The 21,884-nt window shown below is 37.3% G+C and carries 24 protein-coding genes; 5 read left to right on the top strand and 19 right to left on the bottom strand.

Translation table 11 applies throughout. The annotated features are described in order from the left end of the window. Positions 1 to 138: 138 nt before the first annotated feature. The 3 genes from ACKXGF_RS05805 to ACKXGF_RS05795 form a co-directional block, all read right to left on the bottom strand. Complete coding sequence (locus tag ACKXGF_RS05805; protein WP_411955272.1) at positions 139 to 1,359, bottom strand: hemolysin family protein; 1,221 nt, start codon at positions 1,357 to 1,359, stop codon at positions 139 to 141. A 214-nt stretch (positions 1,360 to 1,573) separates the two neighbouring features. After that, on the bottom strand, positions 1,574 to 1,795 hold the full coding sequence (locus ACKXGF_RS05800) for a hypothetical protein (RefSeq protein WP_411955271.1): 222 nt from the start codon (positions 1,793 to 1,795) through the stop codon (positions 1,574 to 1,576). Positions 1,796 to 2,065: 270 nt separating this feature from the next. After that, positions 2,066 to 2,578, bottom strand: coding sequence for a universal stress protein (locus ACKXGF_RS05795; RefSeq protein WP_411955270.1), 513 nt, complete (start codon positions 2,576 to 2,578; stop codon positions 2,066 to 2,068). Between the two features lie 198 nt (positions 2,579 to 2,776). Between ACKXGF_RS05795 and ACKXGF_RS05790 the strand changes: the two genes are divergently transcribed. Beyond that, positions 2,777 to 3,544 (top strand): SDR family NAD(P)-dependent oxidoreductase, encoded by a 768-nt coding sequence (locus ACKXGF_RS05790; protein WP_411955269.1) that lies wholly within the window; start codon positions 2,777 to 2,779, stop codon positions 3,542 to 3,544. 243 nt (positions 3,545 to 3,787) lie between these two features. Here the strand turns inward: ACKXGF_RS05790 and ACKXGF_RS05785 are convergent, their stop codons facing one another. Then, positions 3,788 to 4,300 carry a type 1 glutamine amidotransferase domain-containing protein gene (locus tag ACKXGF_RS05785; RefSeq protein WP_411955268.1) on the bottom strand — a complete coding sequence of 171 codons (513 nt, stop codon included), beginning with the start codon at positions 4,298 to 4,300 and terminating at the stop codon, positions 3,788 to 3,790. Positions 4,301 to 4,625: 325 nt separating this feature from the next. On the opposite strand from ACKXGF_RS05785, the gene ACKXGF_RS05780 reads away from it, so the two are divergent. Then, positions 4,626 to 5,567, top strand: coding sequence for a glycine betaine ABC transporter substrate-binding protein (locus tag ACKXGF_RS05780; protein WP_411955267.1), 942 nt, complete (start codon positions 4,626 to 4,628; stop codon positions 5,565 to 5,567). 46 nt (positions 5,568 to 5,613) lie between these two features. On the opposite strand, the gene ACKXGF_RS05775 is transcribed toward ACKXGF_RS05780, so the two are convergent. The 3 genes from ACKXGF_RS05775 to ACKXGF_RS05765 form a co-directional block, all read right to left on the bottom strand. Continuing rightward, the gene (locus ACKXGF_RS05775) at positions 5,614 to 6,087 is read right to left on the bottom strand and encodes a universal stress protein (protein ID WP_411955266.1); all 474 of its coding nucleotides are present in this window, start codon (positions 6,085 to 6,087) and stop codon (positions 5,614 to 5,616) included. A gap of 268 nt (positions 6,088 to 6,355) precedes the next feature. Beyond that, on the bottom strand, positions 6,356 to 7,939 hold the full coding sequence (locus tag ACKXGF_RS05770) for a peptide chain release factor 3 (protein WP_411955265.1): 1,584 nt from the start codon (positions 7,937 to 7,939) through the stop codon (positions 6,356 to 6,358). 152 nt (positions 7,940 to 8,091) lie between these two features. Further along, the gene (locus tag ACKXGF_RS05765) at positions 8,092 to 9,615 is read right to left on the bottom strand and encodes an AbgT family transporter (RefSeq protein ID WP_411955263.1); all 1,524 of its coding nucleotides are present in this window, start codon (positions 9,613 to 9,615) and stop codon (positions 8,092 to 8,094) included. 222 nt (positions 9,616 to 9,837) lie between these two features. Between ACKXGF_RS05765 and ACKXGF_RS05760 the strand changes: the two genes are divergently transcribed. After that, positions 9,838 to 10,563 (top strand): 3-ketoacyl-ACP reductase, encoded by a 726-nt coding sequence (locus tag ACKXGF_RS05760; RefSeq protein ID WP_411955262.1) that lies wholly within the window; start codon positions 9,838 to 9,840, stop codon positions 10,561 to 10,563. 38 nt (positions 10,564 to 10,601) lie between these two features. Here the strand turns inward: ACKXGF_RS05760 and ACKXGF_RS05755 are convergent, their stop codons facing one another. The 10 genes from ACKXGF_RS05755 to ACKXGF_RS05710 all read right to left on the bottom strand — a co-directional run bounded on the left by ACKXGF_RS05755 (position 10,602) and on the right by ACKXGF_RS05710 (position 17,791). Beyond that, positions 10,602 to 10,874: a DUF3219 family protein gene (locus ACKXGF_RS05755; protein ID WP_411955261.1), complete on the bottom strand. Its 273-nt coding sequence runs from the start codon at positions 10,872 to 10,874 to the stop codon at positions 10,602 to 10,604. 139 nt (positions 10,875 to 11,013) lie between these two features. Continuing rightward, positions 11,014 to 12,945, bottom strand: a complete 1,932-nt coding sequence (locus tag ACKXGF_RS05750; protein ID WP_411955260.1) for an EAL domain-containing protein — start codon at positions 12,943 to 12,945, stop codon at positions 11,014 to 11,016. 235 nt (positions 12,946 to 13,180) lie between these two features. Further along, on the bottom strand, positions 13,181 to 13,756 hold the full coding sequence (locus ACKXGF_RS05745) for a hypothetical protein (RefSeq protein WP_411955259.1): 576 nt from the start codon (positions 13,754 to 13,756) through the stop codon (positions 13,181 to 13,183). Further along, positions 13,757 to 13,972: a hypothetical protein gene (locus tag ACKXGF_RS05740; protein WP_411955258.1), complete on the bottom strand. Its 216-nt coding sequence runs from the start codon at positions 13,970 to 13,972 to the stop codon at positions 13,757 to 13,759. It abuts the gene before it with no gap. 69 nt (positions 13,973 to 14,041) lie between these two features. Further along, a complete protein-coding gene (locus ACKXGF_RS05735; protein WP_411955257.1) occupies positions 14,042 to 14,209 on the bottom strand; it encodes a hypothetical protein in 168 nt (55 codons plus the stop codon). A 75-nt stretch (positions 14,210 to 14,284) separates the two neighbouring features. Beyond that, on the bottom strand, positions 14,285 to 14,659 hold the full coding sequence (locus ACKXGF_RS05730) for a hypothetical protein (protein ID WP_411955256.1): 375 nt from the start codon (positions 14,657 to 14,659) through the stop codon (positions 14,285 to 14,287). Between the two features lie 138 nt (positions 14,660 to 14,797). Further along, entirely contained in the window at positions 14,798 to 15,697 is a 900-nt protein-coding gene (locus ACKXGF_RS05725; RefSeq protein WP_411955255.1) for a metal ABC transporter solute-binding protein, Zn/Mn family, read from the bottom strand. Positions 15,698 to 15,708: 11 nt separating this feature from the next. After that, on the bottom strand, positions 15,709 to 16,578 hold the full coding sequence (locus tag ACKXGF_RS05720; RefSeq protein WP_167263797.1) for a metal ABC transporter permease: 870 nt from the start codon (positions 16,576 to 16,578) through the stop codon (positions 15,709 to 15,711). Next, positions 16,578 to 17,336: a metal ABC transporter ATP-binding protein gene (locus ACKXGF_RS05715; protein WP_411955254.1), complete on the bottom strand. Its 759-nt coding sequence runs from the start codon at positions 17,334 to 17,336 to the stop codon at positions 16,578 to 16,580. Before ACKXGF_RS05715 ends, ACKXGF_RS05720 begins: the two co-directional genes overlap by 1 nt. Before the next feature lie 281 nt (positions 17,337 to 17,617). Next, complete coding sequence (locus ACKXGF_RS05710; protein WP_411955253.1) at positions 17,618 to 17,791, bottom strand: hypothetical protein; 174 nt, start codon at positions 17,789 to 17,791, stop codon at positions 17,618 to 17,620. 132 nt (positions 17,792 to 17,923) lie between these two features. Between ACKXGF_RS05710 and ACKXGF_RS05705 the strand changes: the two genes are divergently transcribed. Further along, positions 17,924 to 18,322 (top strand): hypothetical protein, encoded by a 399-nt coding sequence (locus ACKXGF_RS05705; protein WP_411955252.1) that lies wholly within the window; start codon positions 17,924 to 17,926, stop codon positions 18,320 to 18,322. Positions 18,323 to 18,367: 45 nt separating this feature from the next. Here ACKXGF_RS05705 and ACKXGF_RS05700 read toward each other — a convergent pair whose 3' ends face one another. Then, the gene (locus tag ACKXGF_RS05700) at positions 18,368 to 19,471 is read right to left on the bottom strand and encodes an NAD(P)/FAD-dependent oxidoreductase (RefSeq protein ID WP_411955251.1); all 1,104 of its coding nucleotides are present in this window, start codon (positions 19,469 to 19,471) and stop codon (positions 18,368 to 18,370) included. Positions 19,472 to 19,594: 123 nt separating this feature from the next. On the opposite strand from ACKXGF_RS05700, the gene ACKXGF_RS05695 reads away from it, so the two are divergent. Continuing rightward, the gene (locus tag ACKXGF_RS05695; protein WP_411955250.1) at positions 19,595 to 20,815 is read left to right on the top strand and encodes an MFS transporter; all 1,221 of its coding nucleotides are present in this window, start codon (positions 19,595 to 19,597) and stop codon (positions 20,813 to 20,815) included. Between the two features lies 1 nt (position 20,816). Here ACKXGF_RS05695 and ACKXGF_RS05690 read toward each other — a convergent pair whose 3' ends face one another. After that, positions 20,817 to 21,701, bottom strand: a complete 885-nt coding sequence (locus ACKXGF_RS05690) for an N-acetylmuramoyl-L-alanine amidase (RefSeq protein ID WP_167263810.1) — start codon at positions 21,699 to 21,701, stop codon at positions 20,817 to 20,819. Between the last annotated feature and the right edge of the window lie 183 nt (positions 21,702 to 21,884).

Raw genomic sequence — 21,884 nt, 5'->3', positions numbered from 1 at the left:
TAATTGAAGGTAACCTTTAATTAGCCGAGTTTTTTAACATTTAATTGAGATTGTTAAACAAATGATCTAGTTTGTTTAACAATCTCATCACTCATAACAAAAAAGAGCCATTTAGCTGTGCTAAATGGCTCTTCCTCTTTATTTCACTATTTGCACTTTACGAATAGACCTGTCTTCTGTTTCTAAGATTTTGAAGGTTAAATTATTACGTTCAATGACGTCTTCCTCTTCTGGGAATCGATTCATTTCTGTTAATAAATAACCCGACAGGACGTCTTCTTCTTCTGGTATATCAGAATTAAAAATTGAATTTAATCGTCTTAATGGAATCTTTCCGTCACAAATCACTTCGGTCTCTGTAAGTTTCTCAACCATAGAATCATTATCGGCGTCAATCTCGTCTTCAATTTCCATTCCAATCATCGCTTCAATAATATCTTCATGTGTCACAATACCTTCAGTTCCACCATATTCATCTAATACAACTGCAAAGTGTTTGTTATGTTTCGTCATTTCAAGGAACACATGCTCAATGGACTGAAATTCATACGTAATTAATGGATCCATATCACTGAATGATTCAAGTGATTTTTCCGGCTCCATTGACCAATGAATCAAGAACTTCGAGTGAAAAACCCCTATAATATGGTCGATGTCATCAGCAATAATTGGATATCGGGTATAAGGATGCTGAATCGCAATCTCCCTTACGTCTTCAAAATTAGCATCCGCATCAAGTGATACAATTTCAACTCGCGGTGTTTGAAGAACATCTTTGACGTTTAAGTTTTGAAAATCTAACGCCCCTTTAATGCGGTAAGACTCGTCATCACGAAATGTTCCTTCCGAATCCGCGATATCAATCATTGCCTTGAACTCTTCTTTTGAGAAAGAATATTGTTGCTTTTCACCTTTTGATAATACTTTTGTAATCGTATCAGTTAGCCAATTTAAGATAACTGTAATGGGCTTAAAAATGATTACAGCTGCTTTAATCACAGGATAAACAAGATAAGAGACTCGATCTGGAAATGTAGCTGCCACAGATTTAGGAATCACTTCAGCGACAATAATAATCGTAATCGTTAAAATGGCTGTCGCTATCGCAACATCAAATCCATATTGAATTGCCATGGTTGTAACAAGTGTTGGCAAGATTATATTTGAAATATTATTACCGATTAAGATTGCCGTAATAAATTCATTCGGCTTTTGTACCAGTTTTAATAATTTTTCTGACTTTTTATCTCCTTCTTGGGCTTGTGTTTGCAATTTCATTCGATTCGTTGCTGTAAGAGCCGTTTCACTCCCAGAGAAGAAAAATGAAACAAAAATTAATGCAATGATTGCGAAAATCAATAGTTGCGCCTCCTTATGTATCATCAAACTGGTGTATCTATTCCCCCAATAGATACACTCATAACACGATTAACTCCTGAAGTTTTGAAATAAATTCATGAATTTATTTCAAAACCTATCTCAGTTATCTCATAAACTTTGTTATTTATGAAATAACTTGATGCAATTATCTCATAAATAAGACCACTTTTTTCAAAATTTTTGTGAACAAACCTTAATTAACTAATTTTTTGTAAAGTGGAAAGAAAACAGCAAAAGCAATCAAACCTGTTATCAAAAAAACTAAGACTTTTGACATTACAGTTGGTTCACCAAACATTAATTCCCATACATTTTCAGAGAAAAAACTAACGTTTAACCACTCAAAAATTCCTTTTATAAATATTCCTGTCATCAAACTTAATACAACCAATAGTGCAAATACTGATTTTTTCACACCAACCACACTCCATTAATAAAATATTTATTTATTGGAATTTCGCCGTTTTGCTCCTGATTAATCTCTTAACACTATTTCGTCTTCAATCGCTTTAATACCTCTTAATTGATAAAATTTGAAAGATTTCCTCTTACCTATTTAATTTTTTAAAAGGTAATTCACATTATAGCCCGGGAAATAACCCTGCCCACTATTCACCAACTTATTTAAAATTTAATACATAATAAAAGCTTGGCACAATGCCAAGCTTTTACTCTCATACACTTACTATTTTGCGATTAAGACGGGCACATTTGATTCGTTAGCCACTTTATTACTAACACTCCCCATCACAAGTTGACGAAGACCACTAATACCACGATTTCCTATAACAATTAAATCCATCTTCTGATCATCTGCATATTGGACAAGCGTTTTAGCGGGATCGCCTACTAATGTTTCATAATTCACTTCTTTAATATCATCAGAAACCTTGGTGGCTACTTCATCCAGTAGCTTTTGAGCTTCACTACCAATCGATTCTTTGTTTGCGGTTGGGTTAAAGTCACCGAATTGGACATATGGCACATAATTGGTTGTATTATGCATCATAGACGCTCCGTGTGAAAAAATAGGTTCTGAATTCATCGTTGATTTCGGTCGTGTATTTTGATCATGAACGTATACGACGTTCAAGGAAGCGTTATGCGCTTTTGCTAAACTTTCTGCTTGACGAATCGCTTTCATACTATCACTAGAACCATCATACGCAACTAGTATCTTTTCATAATCATGATTCATACTATTCAACTCCTTCTAAAGGGTTCTACTTTATGTATATCCTTTGCCGAAGATGCTTAAACATTACAGATCACATGTTCTATCATTTTATAAAACAACATCAACGATCACTGCTCACACTGAACATATCTCAAGATTTATAGGAATTTGTTGTGTTACGCTTATGAAGTAATGTATTTATGAAAGGATGAAATATTCATGGTAAGAACCGCTCTAATCACTGGCGCAAGTGGTGGCATTGGTTATGAACTCGCTAAACTTATGGCAAATGATTTTAACCTTATTCTAGTCGCAAGAAGCGAAAATAAACTAGAAGAAGTTAAAGCAGAATTAAGCCCACACACCAATGTGACGATTATTCCGTTTGACCTTGCCAAACCCCAAGCAACAAAAGCTCTTTATGATCGTGTTCATCAGGATGGGCACCATGTGGATACCTTAGTGAACAATGCTGGATTTGGAATAGAAGACTTATTTCTTGAGACTGATCTGGAACATCTTAATCAAATGTTACAACTTAATATGGTCGCACTTACTAATTTAACGTATTATTTCGGACAGGATATGGTACATTCTCAATATGGAAGAATTTTAAATATCGGCTCCATCGCTTCCTTTATCCCTACCCCAGCGATGAGTGCGTATGCAGCAACGAAAGCTTATGTCTTATCATTATCTGAATCTCTTAACACCGAACTTCAGAAAAAAGGCGATCTATCCGTCACTGCTCTATGTCCTGGACCAACCGCAACAAACTTTGCCAAAGAAGCCAATATGCAAGCCATGGGTGAATCATTTAACGATATAGCGATGTCACCCGAACGAGTTGCTTCAATTGGCTATCATGCCCTTATCAAAAAGAAAAATGTATCTATTCCTGGAAAACGTTATAAATTCCTTATTGCATTTACGCGTATTCTATCTCGAAAAATGGTTCAGCGGCTCCTAGCGAAGTTATTAAAATAAGACATTAATTACCCTACGCTATTAATCATTAGCGTAGGGTTTTCTATTGAACATTCTATTTATTTTATTTCCGCTATCTTTTATTAAATTTCTGCTCGAATTTATCTCATAATTCAACTGGATTATCTAATAACTAAGCGTTTATCTCATAACTCAGAGAATTTATCTCATAAATTAATGGATTTATCTAATAAAAATTCTAACCCTATGAAAAAGGGGAAGATCTCTCCCCTCCTTTCATCTTTAACCTTCTAATTGTTTTAGCGCTTCACGATTAAAGGCTGGTAAATCATCAGGTTTTCGGCTCGTGACAAAATTACCATCGACTACGACCTCTTCATCGACTACTTTAGCCCCTGCGTTACGTAAATCATTACGCACTGACACAAAACTTGTTAGTCTTTTACCTTTTAGTTGTTCAGTATCAACCAGGAACTGTGGAGCATGACAAATCGCAAACACTGGCTTATCTGATTCAAAGAACTGACGTGCGAATGTCGCATTCTTTTCATTAATACGTAATAAATCAGGTGAAAAACCACCTGGAACTAATAATGCATCATAATCACTCGGATCAACGTCATCAACCCCATAATCAAGGGTCATTTCTTGGCCGTTTTTGCCTTTTATCGTTTCACCTTTTCCTTTGCCAATCAAATCAACTTGATGTCCAGCATCTCGTAATTTTTCTGCTGGATCCGTTAATTCAATTTCTTCTACCATATCTGTTAGTAATGCTGCTACTTTTTTATCCATAAATTAATGACCTCCTTTTTGAATGTCACATTCTTTGGTATACCCAATCAACAACTAGTCTTAAACCTACTCATCAAAAAATTCCCCGACATTGTTTGACATTATATCCGACTATGTTATTATAAACTTTGTAAAGAAAAAAATTAACGTTTTTAACAACTCAAAGGATGGTGATTTATGGCAAACTATTTATCGACGTATTGACACGTCATACCTAATGTTGAACAAACATTCAGAATCATGTATGCTAATCAACATTGGTTGTAATCACTTTGCCAACATAACATCAACTTTATTTTTAACAATCTGAGGAGGAACAACACATATGCGTTTCAACAAAAAAGCATTACTACTTATCCTTACAGGAATGGTTTTAATCGTCCTAGCAGCATGTGGCGGCGGGGAATCATCTGAAGGATCAGACCAATCAGAAGGTAATAACGAAGAATCAAATAATGAAGGTAGCGAATCTAGCGAAGGTGATGTCAATCAAGAAACGATTGAAATGGGCCAAATCAACTGGGCTGAAAACATCGCTGTGACTAACATGTGGAAAGTTATCTTAGAAGAAAAAGGCTACAATGTTGAACTTGTAAACTTAGACATGGGACCGACTATGGAAGCTTTAGCTAGCGATGAACTAGACTTAGGACTAGAAGTTTGGTTACCTGTTCAAGACGCTAACTATTTAGACCAATATGAAGATCAAGTTTTCTTCTCTGAAGCAACTTGGTATGATAACGCAAAAGTAGGTCTTGTTGTACCTGAATATATGGAAGACATTAATAGTATTGAAGATTTAAATGAAAATGCTGAGAAATTCGATGGTGAAATTACTGGCTTCGATTCTGGTGCTGGTACCATGGAAGTAACTGAAGAAATGATTAAAGAATACGGTTTAAACCTTGAACTTATGCCAAGTTCTGAGCCTGCTATGATCGCAGCAATCGATAAAGCAATTAAAAATGAAGAACCAATTGTGGCACCCCTTTGGAATCCACATAGTATTTTCGCCAAACATGACCTTAAGTATTTAGAAGATCCAAAAGAAACTTATGGTGGCGTTGAGAAAATTCACTTTGCAACACGTCAAGGATTCGGAGATGAATATCCGCAATTCACTCAATGGTTGAAGAACTGGAAGATGAATGACACGCAAATTGGTGAGCTAATGTCAGCTGTACAAAATGCTGAAGAGCCAATTGAAGGTGCTCGTACATGGGTAGAAAACAACCAAGAATTAGTTAACGAATGGATCGAACAATAAACGATTAAAAAGCTTGGACCTATTAAACAGGTCCAAGCTTTTTCGTTTATTTCGTCACTAAAACAGGACAATGAGCATCATTCGAGACTTTGTGACTGATACTACCCATGACTATTCGTTTTAATCCACCTAGACCTCTATTACCAATCACAATTAAATCAATATCATTTTCCTCAGAGTATTGGATAATACGTCGTTCAGGCGGCCCTGTTAATACATCAAACCTTACATCAATATCTTTTGACACTTCAGACTTAGCTTGTTCCATGACACGATCAGCTAATCTTTCGCCATCATCGTAGGAATTCATTTGAGATTTGTTCGGAATGTTTTTCTCAGGATCATTAAGCGCTTCATTATCATATGGAGTTGGATGATTATACGGGTCATGTCCTTCAACAAATACTAAGTATAAACGGGCCTCGCTTTGTTTAACGATTCCTTCTGCGATCTGCAGTGCCTTTTGACTGTCAGGAGAACCATCATACGCCAATAAAACATGATTAAATAAAGTTTTCATTACAACAACCTCCTCTTAATTTTCAAAGCATTTCTCCTATGCTTCCAATTTAGCTTAAGAACTAAACTGTCTTTCGGAGGATCTGAGTGAAATAATTGGTCAGAGCATAAGTCAATTATGAACAAGGTCTCTATTTCATATAATGGTTCATTCATCCTCTCATTATTCATATACACCTTTTTCGTACCAACTAAACCTATTGTCCTAATAAGTCATGTAATCGTCACAAATAAAGAGCCGCAGCTATGATTAGCTACGACTCAATTGATTAATTTTGTTCGTATTGATTCACTTCATATAGATCGATTAATTCAATTTCTGGATGGCGATCCTTAAACAAGTTTAACGAAAATTCATTTTTGAATAACACGACCGGATTATTTTCCCGATCACGGACAAGCGTGCTTCGGCTGTCAAAAATGGATTCATCAACCTGATCAGGTCTCAACCATCTCGGTACTCGCTCTCCAATGTCCTCTAACATGACTTCTGAATTATACTCATTTTGCATGCGATATTGGAACACGTCAAACTGTAATTGACCGACTGCACCAATAATAAACGACTCTGTATGATACTTCTTGAATAACTGAATAGCCCCTTCTTGAACAAGTTGTTCAATCCCTTTGTAAAACTGTTTCGACTTCATCACATTTTTCGCCGTCACCGTCTTATATAATTCAGGTGGGAATTGAGGTAATTCATCAAACTCGAACAGCGTCTTGCTTTCAGTAATCGTATCACCAATATGATACACATTCGGATCGTAGATGCCAATAATATCACCAGCATACGCCTCTTCAATCGTTCCGCGCTGTGAGGCAACAAATTTCTGTGATTGATTTAAATTGATCGTCTTACCTGTTCGAGATAGCTTTACACTCATATCACGCGTAAACTTCCCTGAACAGATACGGACGAACGCGATTCTGTCACGATGATTCGGATTCATATTAGCTTGAATTTTAAAGATAAATCCAGAAAACTCTTCCTCTGTCGGCTGAATGACGCCATCTGTTGTTTGACGAGAACCTGGTGCTGGGGCCATTTCAATAAATGAATCAAGAAATGTTTCGACACCGAATGGTGCAAGCGCACTACCGAAGAAAACAGGTGTCTGCTCACCAGCAAGCACTGCATCAAGCGAAAAGTTTTCGCCCGCTTCATCTAATAATGCAACTTCATCCTGTGCCATCTGAAACTCTTCGCGCTGACGTAATTCTGCATACTCATCAGCCTCTAATTCATCATAAGGCACGCGCTCCTCCTCTCCATTCTGTAAGTAACGAACGAATTCATTCGATTGACGGTCAAATGTCCCTAAGAAGCGTTTACCCATGCCAGCTGGATAATTCATTGGATACGTTTCAATCTCTAAAACTTCCTCAATTTCCTCCATTAAATCAAGCGGTTCCCGGCCTTCACGGTCAACCTTATTGAAAAAGGTGAAAATCGGAATACCACGCATACGGCAAACTTTAAACAGTTTCTTTGTCTGCGCTTCGATCCCTTTCGTTGAGTCAATAACCATGACCACGCTATCAACAGCGGTGAGTGTACGGTACGTGTCCTCACTGAAGTCTTCGTGACCTGGTGTATCTAAAATATTAACTTCATAACCTTCATAAGGAAAGTTCATCACACTTGATGTCACAGAAATTCCACGTTGCTTTTCAATTTCCATCCAATCAGATGTCGCGAATTTGCCTGATTTCTTCCCTTTTACAGTTCCAGCTTCCCGAATTAGATTACCGAAAAGCAACATCGTTTCCGTTAATGTTGTTTTACCTGCATCAGGGTGCGAAATAATCGCAAATGTTTTACGTTTTTGCACTTCTTCTTGTATCGACATATATTAACCCTTTCTATCTTAACTTAGCCTTTCATATCCTAACATAAACCCAAGCCTCATTGTAGTGAAAAATCCCGAAGATTTGACCTATCTAAATTGAACACTTATATACAAAGAAAGCCCCTCCAATACTGGAGAGGCTAAAAACAATATTATTCAGTATACATAATTGGTGAACCAGGGCCTAATTCAACACCTAGTAACATCCAAACGATTAACATTAATGTCCAAATTACTAAATATGCAATTGAATAAGGGAACATAACAGAAATCAAAGTACCAATACCCATATTCTTAACATATTTCTGTGCAAAGGCAATAATAATCGCAAAATAAGTCATGAGTGGTGTAATAATATTTGTTGATGAGTCAGCAATACGATAAGCCATTTGGGTTAGTTCTGGTGAATAGCCTAGTTCCATTAAAATTGGAACAAACACAGGTGCTAACATTGCCCACTTGGCTGACGCACTTCCGATAAATAAGTTAATAAAGCCGACAACTAGGATAAATCCTATAATTAATGGAATTCCAGTGAAATTAGCAGATTCTAAAAATTCAGCGCCATAAACACCTAATACAAGCCCCATGTTCGTTTCATTAAAGTAAGCAACGAACTGACCTGCTGTAAATGCTAAGACAATGAACATTCCCATGGACGCCATTGTATTTGATAGTTGTTCAGCAACATCTTTATCATTCTTAATTTCTTTCGTCACGATTCCGTACACTAAACCTGGTATAAAGAACAGAATCATAATGATCGGTACAAGTGAATCCATAAACGGCGACTGAATAATGCCACCATCATCCGCACGTAGTGGAGCATCTGGTAATAATACAAGTAACGCAAAGCCAACTGAAGTTACTAGAAGGGAAATTCCAGCCCAGATCAGACCTTTCACTTCAATCTTCTGTAACTTAGTTAATTCTTCTCGATATTCGCCATTATATTCTCCTAGACGAGGTTCAACAATTTTTTCAGTGACAAACCAACCAACGAGTGTTAATAAGAATACTGACACAACAATGAAGTAATAGTTCATTGCAATATTCATTGTATCTGCATAGTCTGGATTAACAATAGAAGCTGCTTCAATCGTAATCTCACCTAGCATCGCATCAGTAGCTGATAAGAATAGGTTAGCACTAAAACCAGCAGATACACCTGCGAAAGCTGCGGCCAGTCCTGCTAGTGGATGACGACCTAATGCTGCGAAAATAAGAGCACCTAATGGTGGTAGAACAACATAACCAGCATCAGAAGCCACACTTGACATAATACCTGCAAACACTAAACCACCCGTAATTAAGAAATTAGGGACAGACATAACAAAGCCACGTAATGCAGCACTGATTAAACCTGTACGTTCAGCGACACCAATTCCTAGCATGGTAGCTAGTACAACGCCTAGAGGGGCGAATCCGATGAAGTTTTCGACCATACTACTGAATAAATAGCGTATGCCTTCTTTATCTAATAAATTATTGACGGTAACTTCACTTCCGTCACCAGGGTGTTCTACTGAAATTCCTAGCGATGACACAATCGCTGAAATAACAACAACTAGAACAGCTAAGATCGCAAATAACGTAATCGGGTGCGGTAGTTTGTTACCGACACGTTCAATGCCATCCAAAAACTTTTGGAAAATACCACGACGTTTTTGTTCCATGATGTATAACCTTCCTTTGTGTAGTAATTTAATAATATTTAGACAATTATAGCCTTTAGACAAAAGTCATTATATATGAGAAGTTTGGTGATTAAAAGAGGAAATATAATTGTCCCAATAGAGTTAAAATTAGTAATATTATTGTCTGCGTTGTGGCTATTTTTTGCTTTTCCTCGCTTCTAGGGGTTACACTATAGCTATAGTCGTAAAAGGAGTGAGAGTATGAGTCAGAAATTGGAAGGTAAAGTCGCTTATATTACGGGGGCAAGCCAAGGAATTGGACGCGCTACAGCCATTGCTTTAGGACAAGAAGGTGTCCATGTTGGTCTAATTGCTCGACAAGAAAGCAAACTTAATGATGTTGCTAAAGAAATTGAACAATATGGCGTTAACGCAGAGATTGGAATTGTTGATGTTTCTGACTTAGAAGCTGTCGAACAAACCATCAAAAACCTTGTTTCTAGGCTAGGTACACCTGATATTCTCATTAATAATGCAGGCATGGCAATGAGTGGTAACTTCTTAGAAACTTCACCAGAAGACTGGCGACGTGTTTTCGATGTTAATGTCTTTGGTATGTATCATGTAACTCGTTCAGTCCTACCATACATGATGGAACAAGAACATGGCGATATAATCAATATTTCATCAAGTAGTGGATTAAAAGGAACAGCTGGCACTTCTGCTTATAGCGCTTCTAAATTTGCTGTCCAAGGTATGTCAGAATCACTTATGCAGGAAGTGAGACCTTATAATATTCGAGTGTTTACCATGAATCCAAGCTTAGTCGCAACTGAACTACCATTTGGTGACCAATTGGATGAGAAAAATGATCCTGAAAAATTCATTCAACCTGAGGATTTAGCTGAATACATGGTAGCTCAACTCAAACTAAACCAACGCATGTTTATCAAACAATCACTTCAATGGGCAACCAATCCATTCTAACTAACAATCCCCGCTTGTAAGAACAAGCGGGGATTAATTTAGGTTTCAATTAACTCAACGTGGAAGTCACCTACATTACCTTCTACATATAAATTTGTAAATGACGTATAATAACGATGAATCGTAGCATGTTGATCGATTCCCTCACTAGGAATCTTAACTCGAAAATCATTTTCATAAAACAAAACCGTTATATCATGATAATCTTCATGTGTGACTTGGAAATCAAGTTTAATTAATTGTTTGCCTTGATGTTGCGTCACTTCACATTGATCAACATCGATAAAGACATCATTAATATAGACTCGCATACTTGATCCTCCTTCTATAAAACGATGTATTAATCATAGCTCACCATAAACATAAGCGTAAAATTATGTGTTTTGAATTCATATTATGGTGATTGAGATAAAAAAAGCTGACGTTCCAGTTAACGCCAGCTTTCTCTCATTATTGTCTGGTTAATTCTGCACATGACCCGATTACTTCTAGAACCTTATCATTGTACATAACAGGCTTCAATTGCATGATAAAAGAAATTCCATTTAGTGTTGATTCAAAATGTACATCATCACCATGCCATGCTAACTTATAATAATAGTCAATCATCTTAGCCTTATCTATCGGTAAAAAGTCATATAATGTATAACCAACCACTTCTTCTGACTTATAGCCGAACTTTCGCATTAATTCACCTTCACATAAAGTATGAACATATCCACTTTGGGTTTTAATATATTTAAAAGTCATGCCTAACTGACGTTCAAGTGTATTCTTCAAATCATCCTGAGCTGCTTTTAATTCAGCGCCCATTTGTTTCTTTCTCGTAATATCTCGGGAAACAACCACAATTTGTTCAACACTTCCATCTTCGCTAAAAACGGGACTCCCATGTGCCTCAATCCAAACAATCTTACCGTTATTCGTATTCAAACGGAGTTCCGTTGATTGCGCTTCATGTTGATCGAATATACGGTCAAAGACCTCATATGCATGTCCGACATCTTCTGGGTCGATAAACGACATAATGTTCTTTTGTAAGATGAGTTCTTGTTTAATTTGGAAGGCCTTTTCATTGGAAGGTGAAGCATAATCAATGCTTCCCCCTCGATTCACCACCACAACTAAATCCGACATGTTCTCGGTAATGAGTCGATATTTCTTTTCGCTCTCGATTAACTTTTGTTCTAGTTCTTTTTGCCTTGACATATCTTTGATAACACTATACACCCCGACGATTCGTTCTCCTAGTAACATAGGAAAACAAACCGCATTCGTTGGCACATAATGACCATTACTATGTATCAAATCTAGCTCGACTGCTTCTGGTATTTCACCTTTTAATACTTGCTTAAAATGTCTAAGAGCCTTGAATTGATCTGAATCACGAATAAAGTTAGCTAAATGTGAATCCATGACATCCTTTTGATTTAGACCAAGCATATGTTGGATGGTTGGATTCACACTAATGACATGACCCTCTAAACTGAAGGAACAAACGAGATCAGGATTCTGTTCAAATAATGATTTAAAACGGTGGTCATTCATTTGAGCTGACTTAACATTAATATGTTTTTCTAATCGATAAATGAGTTCTTTAGAATAGGAGTCTGTTTGTTTGATCAATGCTTGATAGTTATCAAGTGACATTGGTTTACTAAACAAGAACCCTTGCGCTACATCGCAGGAATGTAAAGATAAAAACGTCACAACTTCTTCCGTTTCTACACCTTCTGCTACTACTTCTAAGTCTAAATTATGAGATAACTCAATCATATTTTTAACGACCGTTGATTCTTTTTGGTTATAAGGTATATTTTGCATAAATGACCGATCGATCTTAACCGTCGTAATCGGAAGGTCGCGAATATATCTGATCGTAGAATTGCCCTTACCAAAGTCATCGACCGCGATACGGATTCCAGTACGTTTTATTTCTTTTAACGTTTCAATCGTCTGGCTGATATGATTCAGCATGACATTTTCTGTAATTTCAATCTCTAACAAATTCGGGTCTAATCCAGTCTGATCTAACGTATCAAGAATCAATTGGTATAATTCTGTTGATTCAAAGTCAAGCGGTGAAATATTAACGGATATAATAGTTTTCGGGAAACCTTGGTCATGCCAAGCTTTATTTTGCCGACACGCTTCATATAAGACCCATTTGGTTATATCGGTTATGGTCCCATTCTGTTCCGCTAAAGGGATAAATTCAGCTGGTGATATCCACCCATACTCTGGATGGTTCCAACGAATTAAAGCTTCCACCCCTACGACATGACCTGTGTTCAAACTTAATTTCGGCTGATAGACAAGCGTGAATTGCCCTTGTTCAATAGCATGTTGGAGATGATCTTGTTCTAGTGATAAATTAAGCAATCCTGTCACCTCAAATTCCACGATACTGACTTAATCAATTTTATGAAACATAGTTTAGTTATAATCTACATTCATATTTGAGACTTTAGCCGTGTACAATTTTGCAAACTTAAAATTGGTAAGACCAATAATGATAGGACGAAACGATTAAAAACTACTAATTATTAGTCAACATTATACCAATATTCGACAAAAATAAAAATAGATATCCTATAATCTATTCAATTTTTTACAATTATTTAAGCTTAATAGGTACTGTAACTTCTTCTTCAGATAGGTCATCATGAATCACAACCTTGCCTTCACCTGGCGTCATGTTTGAAGTGATCGTAAGATTGAGTTCAATCCCAGTCCATTCTCGTTCATTTGTCGTTTGTGTAAACCAATCTTCCTCAATTTGTGTTTCTTCTATCGTATTTCCATCAGCATCTATTAACTCTATTCTTACAGATCCAACCGCTGCGTAACGGATCATGCCTTGGATAGAAAATGTATCGCTAATGCTTGCTCCTTCTTGTGGCGTTTGAAGTTGAAAATTCTCCGTTCTAGCTATTTGATCGGAAGAATTAGCTGGTTCAGTTGGTTCATCATCACTTTCGCTAAAGTTATCCTGTACTGTTTCGTCCTGGCGTTCCTCTTGTAATTCTCTAGTTTTCTCTTCAAGTTCTTGCTGAAGCTTTTCTATTTGTTCATTTTTATCCTGTACTTGTTCAGTTAATTGTTCGACTTGTGCTTCATGATTTGGTTCCTCATTGTTTTGGCAAGCCACAAGTAGGATACTTAGACTAATTAAAGAAACCCATTGTTTCAACTACTCATCCTTCCCTTCTCGATGTTTAATTAAATCTGTAATATAGACCAAAGCGCCAATCATACCAATGAACCAGAAAATTAAACTAACCAATTGATATTGATTAAGCCATAAGGTGAAAATACTTTCAATCACGACAAATAAAATAGCTCCAATAATAAATGTATATAGCCCAATTCGTCCATATTGACTCGTCGGTTTTAATCGTTCAAACATATTTAGTCTCCTTACATCTCTTCTGAATAAAACTAGATTAATTAATAGTATTATATAGCAAAATATCGCCTAGTCATTATTGTCTTCAATTTCGACGAGCTGGGATTGATTGAACTCTTCTGGTGTGATGAATTTTTCGCCGAACACAATTTCAGCTAAATTCGTCACAAATCCTACGCTACCCACCACATAAACCTCATCCGTATCAGGCTCCCAATAAGCATTGATATTGATCATATCTGGTTCTCCATTAACTGTTTCGTATTCTTCATCTAAACTTAACGCTCGAACAGACGAGCCGTTTTGATCAATTTAATAAATCTCTTGTGATTCGAACGGGATTGTAAACGTGTAATCACCAAATTCAAAAGCCGCCTCACCGTCACCTTCAATCGCCTTGGTGTCCTCCATATGCCTTAGTTCTGTTAACGTAATTGCCATTGAACCTGTTACATCAGACTGCTCTAAGTCCAAATTCATTTTATTGGCTAAGGCTGTTTCAAAGTCGCCTTGATCTTGATTATGTTCTATTAATAGGTTTTCATTAATTTCAGCGCCAAATTGCCAACCTGTATCATTAACATCAGTTAAAACATTAAGAGGGTCCGAATAAGCATCTACAATGGTTAAACTCCCCCAAACTAATCCAAATGAAAGTGTAAAAATTGTAAGTATACGATAAATCATAACTGTAACTCCTCTTTTAAATTCCGAATTAACTTCTATTGTAACAAGTTTTATATTTAAATGGGGAGAGTTTAAGTCGTTTGACCTTATACAAAAAACCACTTTAAACTCTATCGTTTAAAGTGGTTATCAATCTAATTATTCACTCAAGGCATTCGTAATGGCACGAGCGTTAACTTCCATCATTTCATAGTAAGTGTCTATTGAGCTGTCGATTGGTAAGCCATCTGTATATAGACCTTGATCATAAATCGGCACACCAGAATCATGTGATACTGATTCCATATGCACTGGATTAGCCGTCGATTCTAAGAACACATAAGGTGCTGAAGTGGTTTGTAAACGATCAACTAAATCAGCAACTTGACGAGGTGTACCTTCTGAGTGCGAGTTCAACTCCCAAACACCTGTTGTTTCGTAACCATAAGCATCACCAAAATATACAAAAGCATTTTCACTTAATACTATGGTGCGTTGATCTTCAGGAACAGATTCGGTTTTATTACGAATACTTTCATCTAAATTATCTAATCTTTCCTTATACTTAGCTGCATTTTCTTTATAGGTATTGGAATTAGCTGGGTCTATCTCACTTAAGTGTTCGACAGCCTTATCGACATATAATTTAACATTATCCGGATCCAACCAAGCATGGGGGTCATGGACTCCTTCAGAGACCTCGATCGGTTCAACCTCTTCAGTTAATTCAACAATTGGTGTATCAGAAACATTTTCAACCAGAGATGAAATCCATTGTTCTAAATTTAGTCCATTAACAAAAAAGACATCCGATTCACTGACGCTTCGTAAATCGCTTGGTACTGGTTCGTATTCGTGAGGGTCTCCTCCATTTGGAACAATGTGATCAACTTCTGCCTTATCACCTGCAACATTCTCCACTATATCTGCCAAAATAGAAAAACTTACTGTAATACGAACCTGATCATCATTTTTTTCTGCTTGATCTGGTGGTGAGCAAGCTGTAAGTACCACCATTAATAAGGCCATCAAAACTACTATAATTTTACGTTTTACCATAACGATCACCATTATGATGCATGTTGTGCTGAACGGTCACGGAACCAACGCACAACAAGCCCTTGTTTTGGTGAGAAGAAGAAAGCAAGCATAAACATAATGGTTGCCACTATAACCATAGATGCACCTGTAGCTACATCATAAATATACGAATAGAAAACACCTGTAACAGCGGAAATAACACCGAATGTGGCTGATAACACCAACATAACAGGTAAGCGATCAGTTAATAAATACGCTGTTGAACCAGGCGTTATTAACATTGCGACAACCAAAATAATACCAACTGTGTTAAGTGAAGCCACTGTCACAAGTGATAACACAAACATGAGCAAGTAATGAATTAATTTGGTTGGTACACCAATTGCTTTCGCCATCGTTGGATCAAATGTACTAACTAGTAGCTGTTTATAAAACAAGAAGACGAACGCAATAACCGCAATCGTGATTCCAAACGTCATCCACAAATCACCGACAGATACGGCAAGAACATTACCAAATAAAATATGCCAAATGTCCACTTCCATACTTCCAATAGCGGTAATTAAAATAACCCCTATCGCAAACATACCTGACAGTAAAATACCAATGGCTGAGTCATCTTTGATTTTACTATTTTGCGATATATAACCTATTCCAAGTGCTGTTAAAACACCTGTTATGACTGCGCCGATAAAAAAACTGACACCAACCATATAGGCGATCACAACTCCAGGTAACACAGCATGCGAAATGGCGTCTCCCATCAGTGCCATTCCACGCAAGATAATAAAACAACCAACAATGCCGCAAACAATTCCGACTAGAATGCCTGCCATAAGCGCATTTTGTAAAAACGGATAGTTTGCTACTCCTGATATGAAAAATTGAATATTTTCCATTATTTAACCACCACCATATCCTCATTATTACGTCCTTTAATAGTGGCGACTTGCCCTTCATAGGCTTCGCTAATCAATTGAGGTAAAAACACATCCTGAAGTTGACCAAATCCAACTAAGCGTTGATTCAGTAACATCAAACGATCAAAATACTCTTCTACTTTACTTAAATCATGATGGACAATAAATAAAGTCTTACCTTGATCACGAATTTGACGCAATAAATCGATAATAATCTGTTCAGATGTTAAATCAATGCCTGCGAATGGTTCATCTAAAAATAGTAAGTCAGCTTCTTGTGCTAATGCTCGCGCAATGAACACCCGCTGTTGCTGACCACCGGATAATTCACCGATTTGTCTTTTGCGATATGACTCCATCCCTACTTGGCGCAAGCTCTCAATCGCTTTTTCACGATCTTGTTTGCCAGGACGTTGCCACCATTTCATATGTGGATAACGTCCCATAATCACCACATCTTCTACTAATATAGGAAAATCAAAATCAATCATATTACGTTGTGGCACATATGCAATATCTGAACGGACCTCGTCAATAGGTTGATCAAACACGCGAATGGTTCCTTGATTCACACTGACCATTCCCATGATAGCTTTCATCAACGTTGATTTACCAGCACCATTCGGTCCGATAATCCCGATTATTTCTTCTTTAGGGGCTTGAAATGATATATCTCTTAATGCCCATTCACCGTGATAAGCCACTGATAAATGGTTGATATCTACCGAACTACTCATACGACTCGCCTCCTTTGGCGTCAAATCATTTATTTTGTATAAACTCACATTTTTTTACCTAGGGCAAATCCTTAATATATTATAATGCTGATAAGGTAAAAATGGCAACCATTTTGCACAATTTTTTTCTGGCAATTTTGAAAGCTTGACACAAAAAAACAGCTCCTTCTTAAGTTGATTGTAGTCCTATCAACCAAGAACAAGCTGTCGTTTAATGATTATCTTTTTAAAAACTGACATAGGTTATAAAATACGGTTATTTCAGTTGCATTCCAATACAATTATTTTGACAGTTTCATTTTATTCCACAAATTGTATGCTACAATATAACCAATCAACCCACCAATAAGCATACCGATCCACCAAGACCAATCAAACTCTTGTGTGAGTAAACCTTGGAGAAGAAAAACAACTGTAAATCCAATTAAAATACCTAATAGTACTGTATGCTTCATCATCTTTGCCCCCATTTGTTTAAAATTGATCATAATTTTAGTTTTTTATGCATCGTTTAATAGACAACCATTGCATTAAATTTTATTTTTTTGATTGGTGCTATGTTTAATTATAATCTTGGAGGGATTAAAATGAATTTTTTCACGCGCTTTCTGACAGCGATCTTATCAGCCGTTATTTTTTCAATTGGGACGACCTTATGGTTAACTGATTGGGTTAATCCCTTTTGGATGGAAGCATTTGTTGTAGGGTTATATGCTTTGGGTTCCCTATTCTTTGCCGGAATTCCTTACTCATATTTGGCCGATTGGATCATGTCGAGACTAAATCAGTCTACTTACTGGGGTAATCTATTACTCTATGCGCTGGGCGGTTTGATCACGAATCCTTTTTTATTACTTTTCATGATCAATCAAGGCTTTGTTTTTGATGCTAGAGTATTCGCAGTTTTAGGTGTGATCGCAGCTCTCATTTTCTATCATGTAAAAATCAGCCTAACGTGGGGCATGGGAAAATTAGGTTCTGAATAATAGCTTGTCACTCTAAAGAACGACTTCACACCACCATTTATCGTCTCACACTTGTTCCTTAGGGTCGAAATCCAGTTGAGATAGCACAGTCGACTGCCCTAATAAATGACGTGTAATTTCTGCTCCAATGAACGGTCCGTTTGTCATACCAGATGCCCCGAGTCCATTTGCCACGTAAATGGATCGGTTGTGAGGTAAAAAGCCATAAACAGGTCTATTATGATTGGTTTGCGGTCTAAAGCCGACTTTAGCATCAATAAAATGTGCTTCCTTTAAACCAGGTGCAAATTTGAAAGCAGCTTTTAAAATCTCATGAATACTCGATGCATCAACTCTCGGGTTAAAATCATGATTATCACGATGTTCAGCTCCGACTGAAACGATCCCGTTTTTAAAACCGACGATATACTTATTATTCGGAAGCATCACGACAGGCCAATCTTCCGTTTGATACCCAGGTAGCTGAAGCTGGACGATTTGTGTTTTCGTCGACTTAATATCTAAATGATCTTCAGACTTATTTAAGAATGAAGAGGCCCATGCACCGTTCGTAATAATCAGTTGATCAGCCTCTATCCTTTGACCATTAACTGTCACTGTAGCCCCATCATTGTTAAGGGTTGCTTCACCTTTGATTATATGTGCTCCATGAATTTCGGCTCCTCTTAATAGCGCATCACGAAAAACAGCTCCATTGACACGTCCGCCACCAGAAATTTTTACAGCGCCCATGTTTCTAGTCATGACAGGCGTTGATTCGGCTACAGCTTCTTCTGATAATTGCTGGACATCTCCTATTTCTGGAGCGTCTTTTTTCCTCGCAATCGTGTCATCCACCATCTTTGCCAATTTATCTTCACTTTTATGTAAATGAAGAGATCCGACTTGCTTATAACTCGTATCTTGAATACCGAGAGCGTTTAATTCAGCGTTAAGCTCTTGATAATAGGATGCACCATGCTTTAATAATTGATATAACGTATCGTTTTGTTTTTGTGATAACCATGGGCTAATGATTCCTGCGGCTGCACGTGTTGCTTCGCCATTATTCGAGTGGTCAATTATCGTGACCTGTTGGTTTGATTTAGCTAAATGGTAAGCAACTGAAGAACCTAATATACCAGCGCCAACCACGAGGTAATGCGTCATATTTATCTCCTTTTCAACTTATGTCTTGTTTTAGTTTAACAGGATGGAAGTCATCCTAAAAGTCAATAACCCTTCATCTATGTTATGATAGCCGGAAATACATGAACGAAAGGACAATCCAACATGACAGAAGCCCCAAACCGACTACGGAACAATAAACCATTTTTACTCGTCTGGACCGCTGGAATTTTTGCAATGCTTGGCTTTGCGATGTTGTTTTTAACGACGTCGTGGTTTGTCATCGATGTTTTAGAACGTCCAGCTCTTGTTGGCGTTGTCCTTATGATGATCACGATACCACGCGTTATAATGATGATTTTAGGCGGTGTTATTGCAGATCGTGTAAAGAAATCACAAATAATGTTTATCACAAACTTGCTACAAACCGTGTTAATTAGCGCGATGGCTATCTTCATTAGTCTTGATCAACTCGGAATCTTGGGCTTGTTTGTTATCACTTTTTTATTTGGATTTTTAGATGCCTTCTTCTACCCTGCTGTGACAGCTTTAATTCCTAATTTGGTAGGTCATCAAAATATTCAACGTGCTAACTCACTCTTTCATGGATCAATTGAACTCATGTTTATGTTTGGTCCTGTTATTGCAGGCGGGCTTCTAACCATCTCTACATTTGGTGTGACTGTGTCAGTTGCAGCTTGTTTCGTCGCTTTATCAGTTATATTTGTCTACCCTGGTTTTATTCAAGACGCTAAACCTACTGGCCAAACTGAATTGCGTGAAGTTAAAAACGATTTTATTCTAGGCTTGCGCTACATAAAAGATTCACCGATTATTTCATCAGGGATTATGACCATTAGTGCTGTTAACTTATTTGTAATTGGACCTATTATTATTAGCTTTCCGTTAATTATTGATTCAATCGGGGGTTCAGCCTTCCAATTAAGCATGCTTGAAGTGGGTTTATCAGTTGGAACATTCTCTGGTAGCATCATAGTTTACCGTTTAGCAGCAAGCAGTCGACGTGGTCGAATGATATTATTAACTCTAGTCATAACAATGATTGGCTTTTTATTCTTTAGTCAAATGACCATTTTACCTGCCCTAATGATTTTAGCTGCAATCGTTGGTTTTGCGGCGATGATTGTTTACTTACAATCTTTGAGTGTTATTCAAGAATATACGTCTTTTGATAAACAAGGCCGTGTGATGAGTATTGCTACCGTTGCTTCTGAAGGGGTCGCCCCTGTTGCATTTGCCTTTGTATCGCTGTTTGTCGGCTTTGGTATATCCATCCACACTGTTCTAGCCGCAACAGCCATTATTGGTCTATTAACTAGTGTTATTCTCGTCGTAAAAGCCACTTCATTAAAACAAGCGCGTTAACCTAAGTTAACGCGCTTAACATAGCTTCTCTTGTATTTGGTCCATAGATTCGATCGACTTCATTCGGAACAAATTTACTCTGAAATCGTTCGATCGCTTTTTCTGTTTTCGGTCCATAAATACCATCAATAGGACCTAGGGAAAATCCTAATTCATCTAATGCCGATTGGATTCGTTTAACTTCACCGCCTTGACTCCCTCTTTGGTAAATCCCATTAGGAAGTATTCGATTGCGATTTAAAACATCACGCGTTTCTGGGCCAACGATGCCATCCACTGTGATATTTCCATCCTGTTGCAACGATATAACAGCATCTTCTGTTTCACTTCCAAATATGCCGTCAGTTCCATATTGAGACAAATCATAACCTCTATTAATTAATGTCACCTGCAACTGTTTTACCGCATCTCCTTGGTCACCTAAACGCAATAACCTAGATGTTTGTCCATTTCTCAAACTCGAACGCACTTCATCCATATTGATCCCAGGGCATTGTGTGCCTCCACCTGCTAATTCACGGTGTCCAACAATGACACTCACTTCAAGTTCGAATTGATCCATCAAAGTGTTTACCCGTTCTTCAAATATACGCTCCTGCTCATCAGTAAACTGACCTCGTCCTACTAGACAAATATGATACGAGTCACTATTATGTCCTTTCACACCATTTGCGATCACATTCCAGTCATAACACCTTTCAACAGTACCATCCCTCAAAATAATTTCATGATAGCCACCCGTTTCCCAACCTTTCGAACGCCAATAGCGCTCGAATGTATTCACATTACCTGAAGTGGTCGCACTATGATGGCGCACAATATGATTAACTACGTCACGTTTGGTATTTCCACCCATTGTTTGGCCACGTAAATCACGTATTTTCATATTTTCACCCCCATAGCTTTATTTATGCTAGTCAATCAAAATTGAAACAACGTTAGTCTAGCTATTCTCAAAATGTTGTCCCATATTATAATCGAACTATAAAGTGAATAGGTTATAATATTATTGATTTTAAACAAAAAAAGAGCCTGCTCTGTTACATAATGTAACAGTGTTAGGGGATTT

The organism is Alkalibacillus sp. S2W (assembly GCF_046764385.1).
Lineage (GTDB): Bacteria > Bacillota > Bacilli > Bacillales > Alkalibacillaceae > Alkalibacillus > Alkalibacillus almallahensis.
The sequence above is the reverse complement of the archived record's forward strand: the minus strand, read 5'-3'. Positions and strand labels throughout refer to the sequence as shown.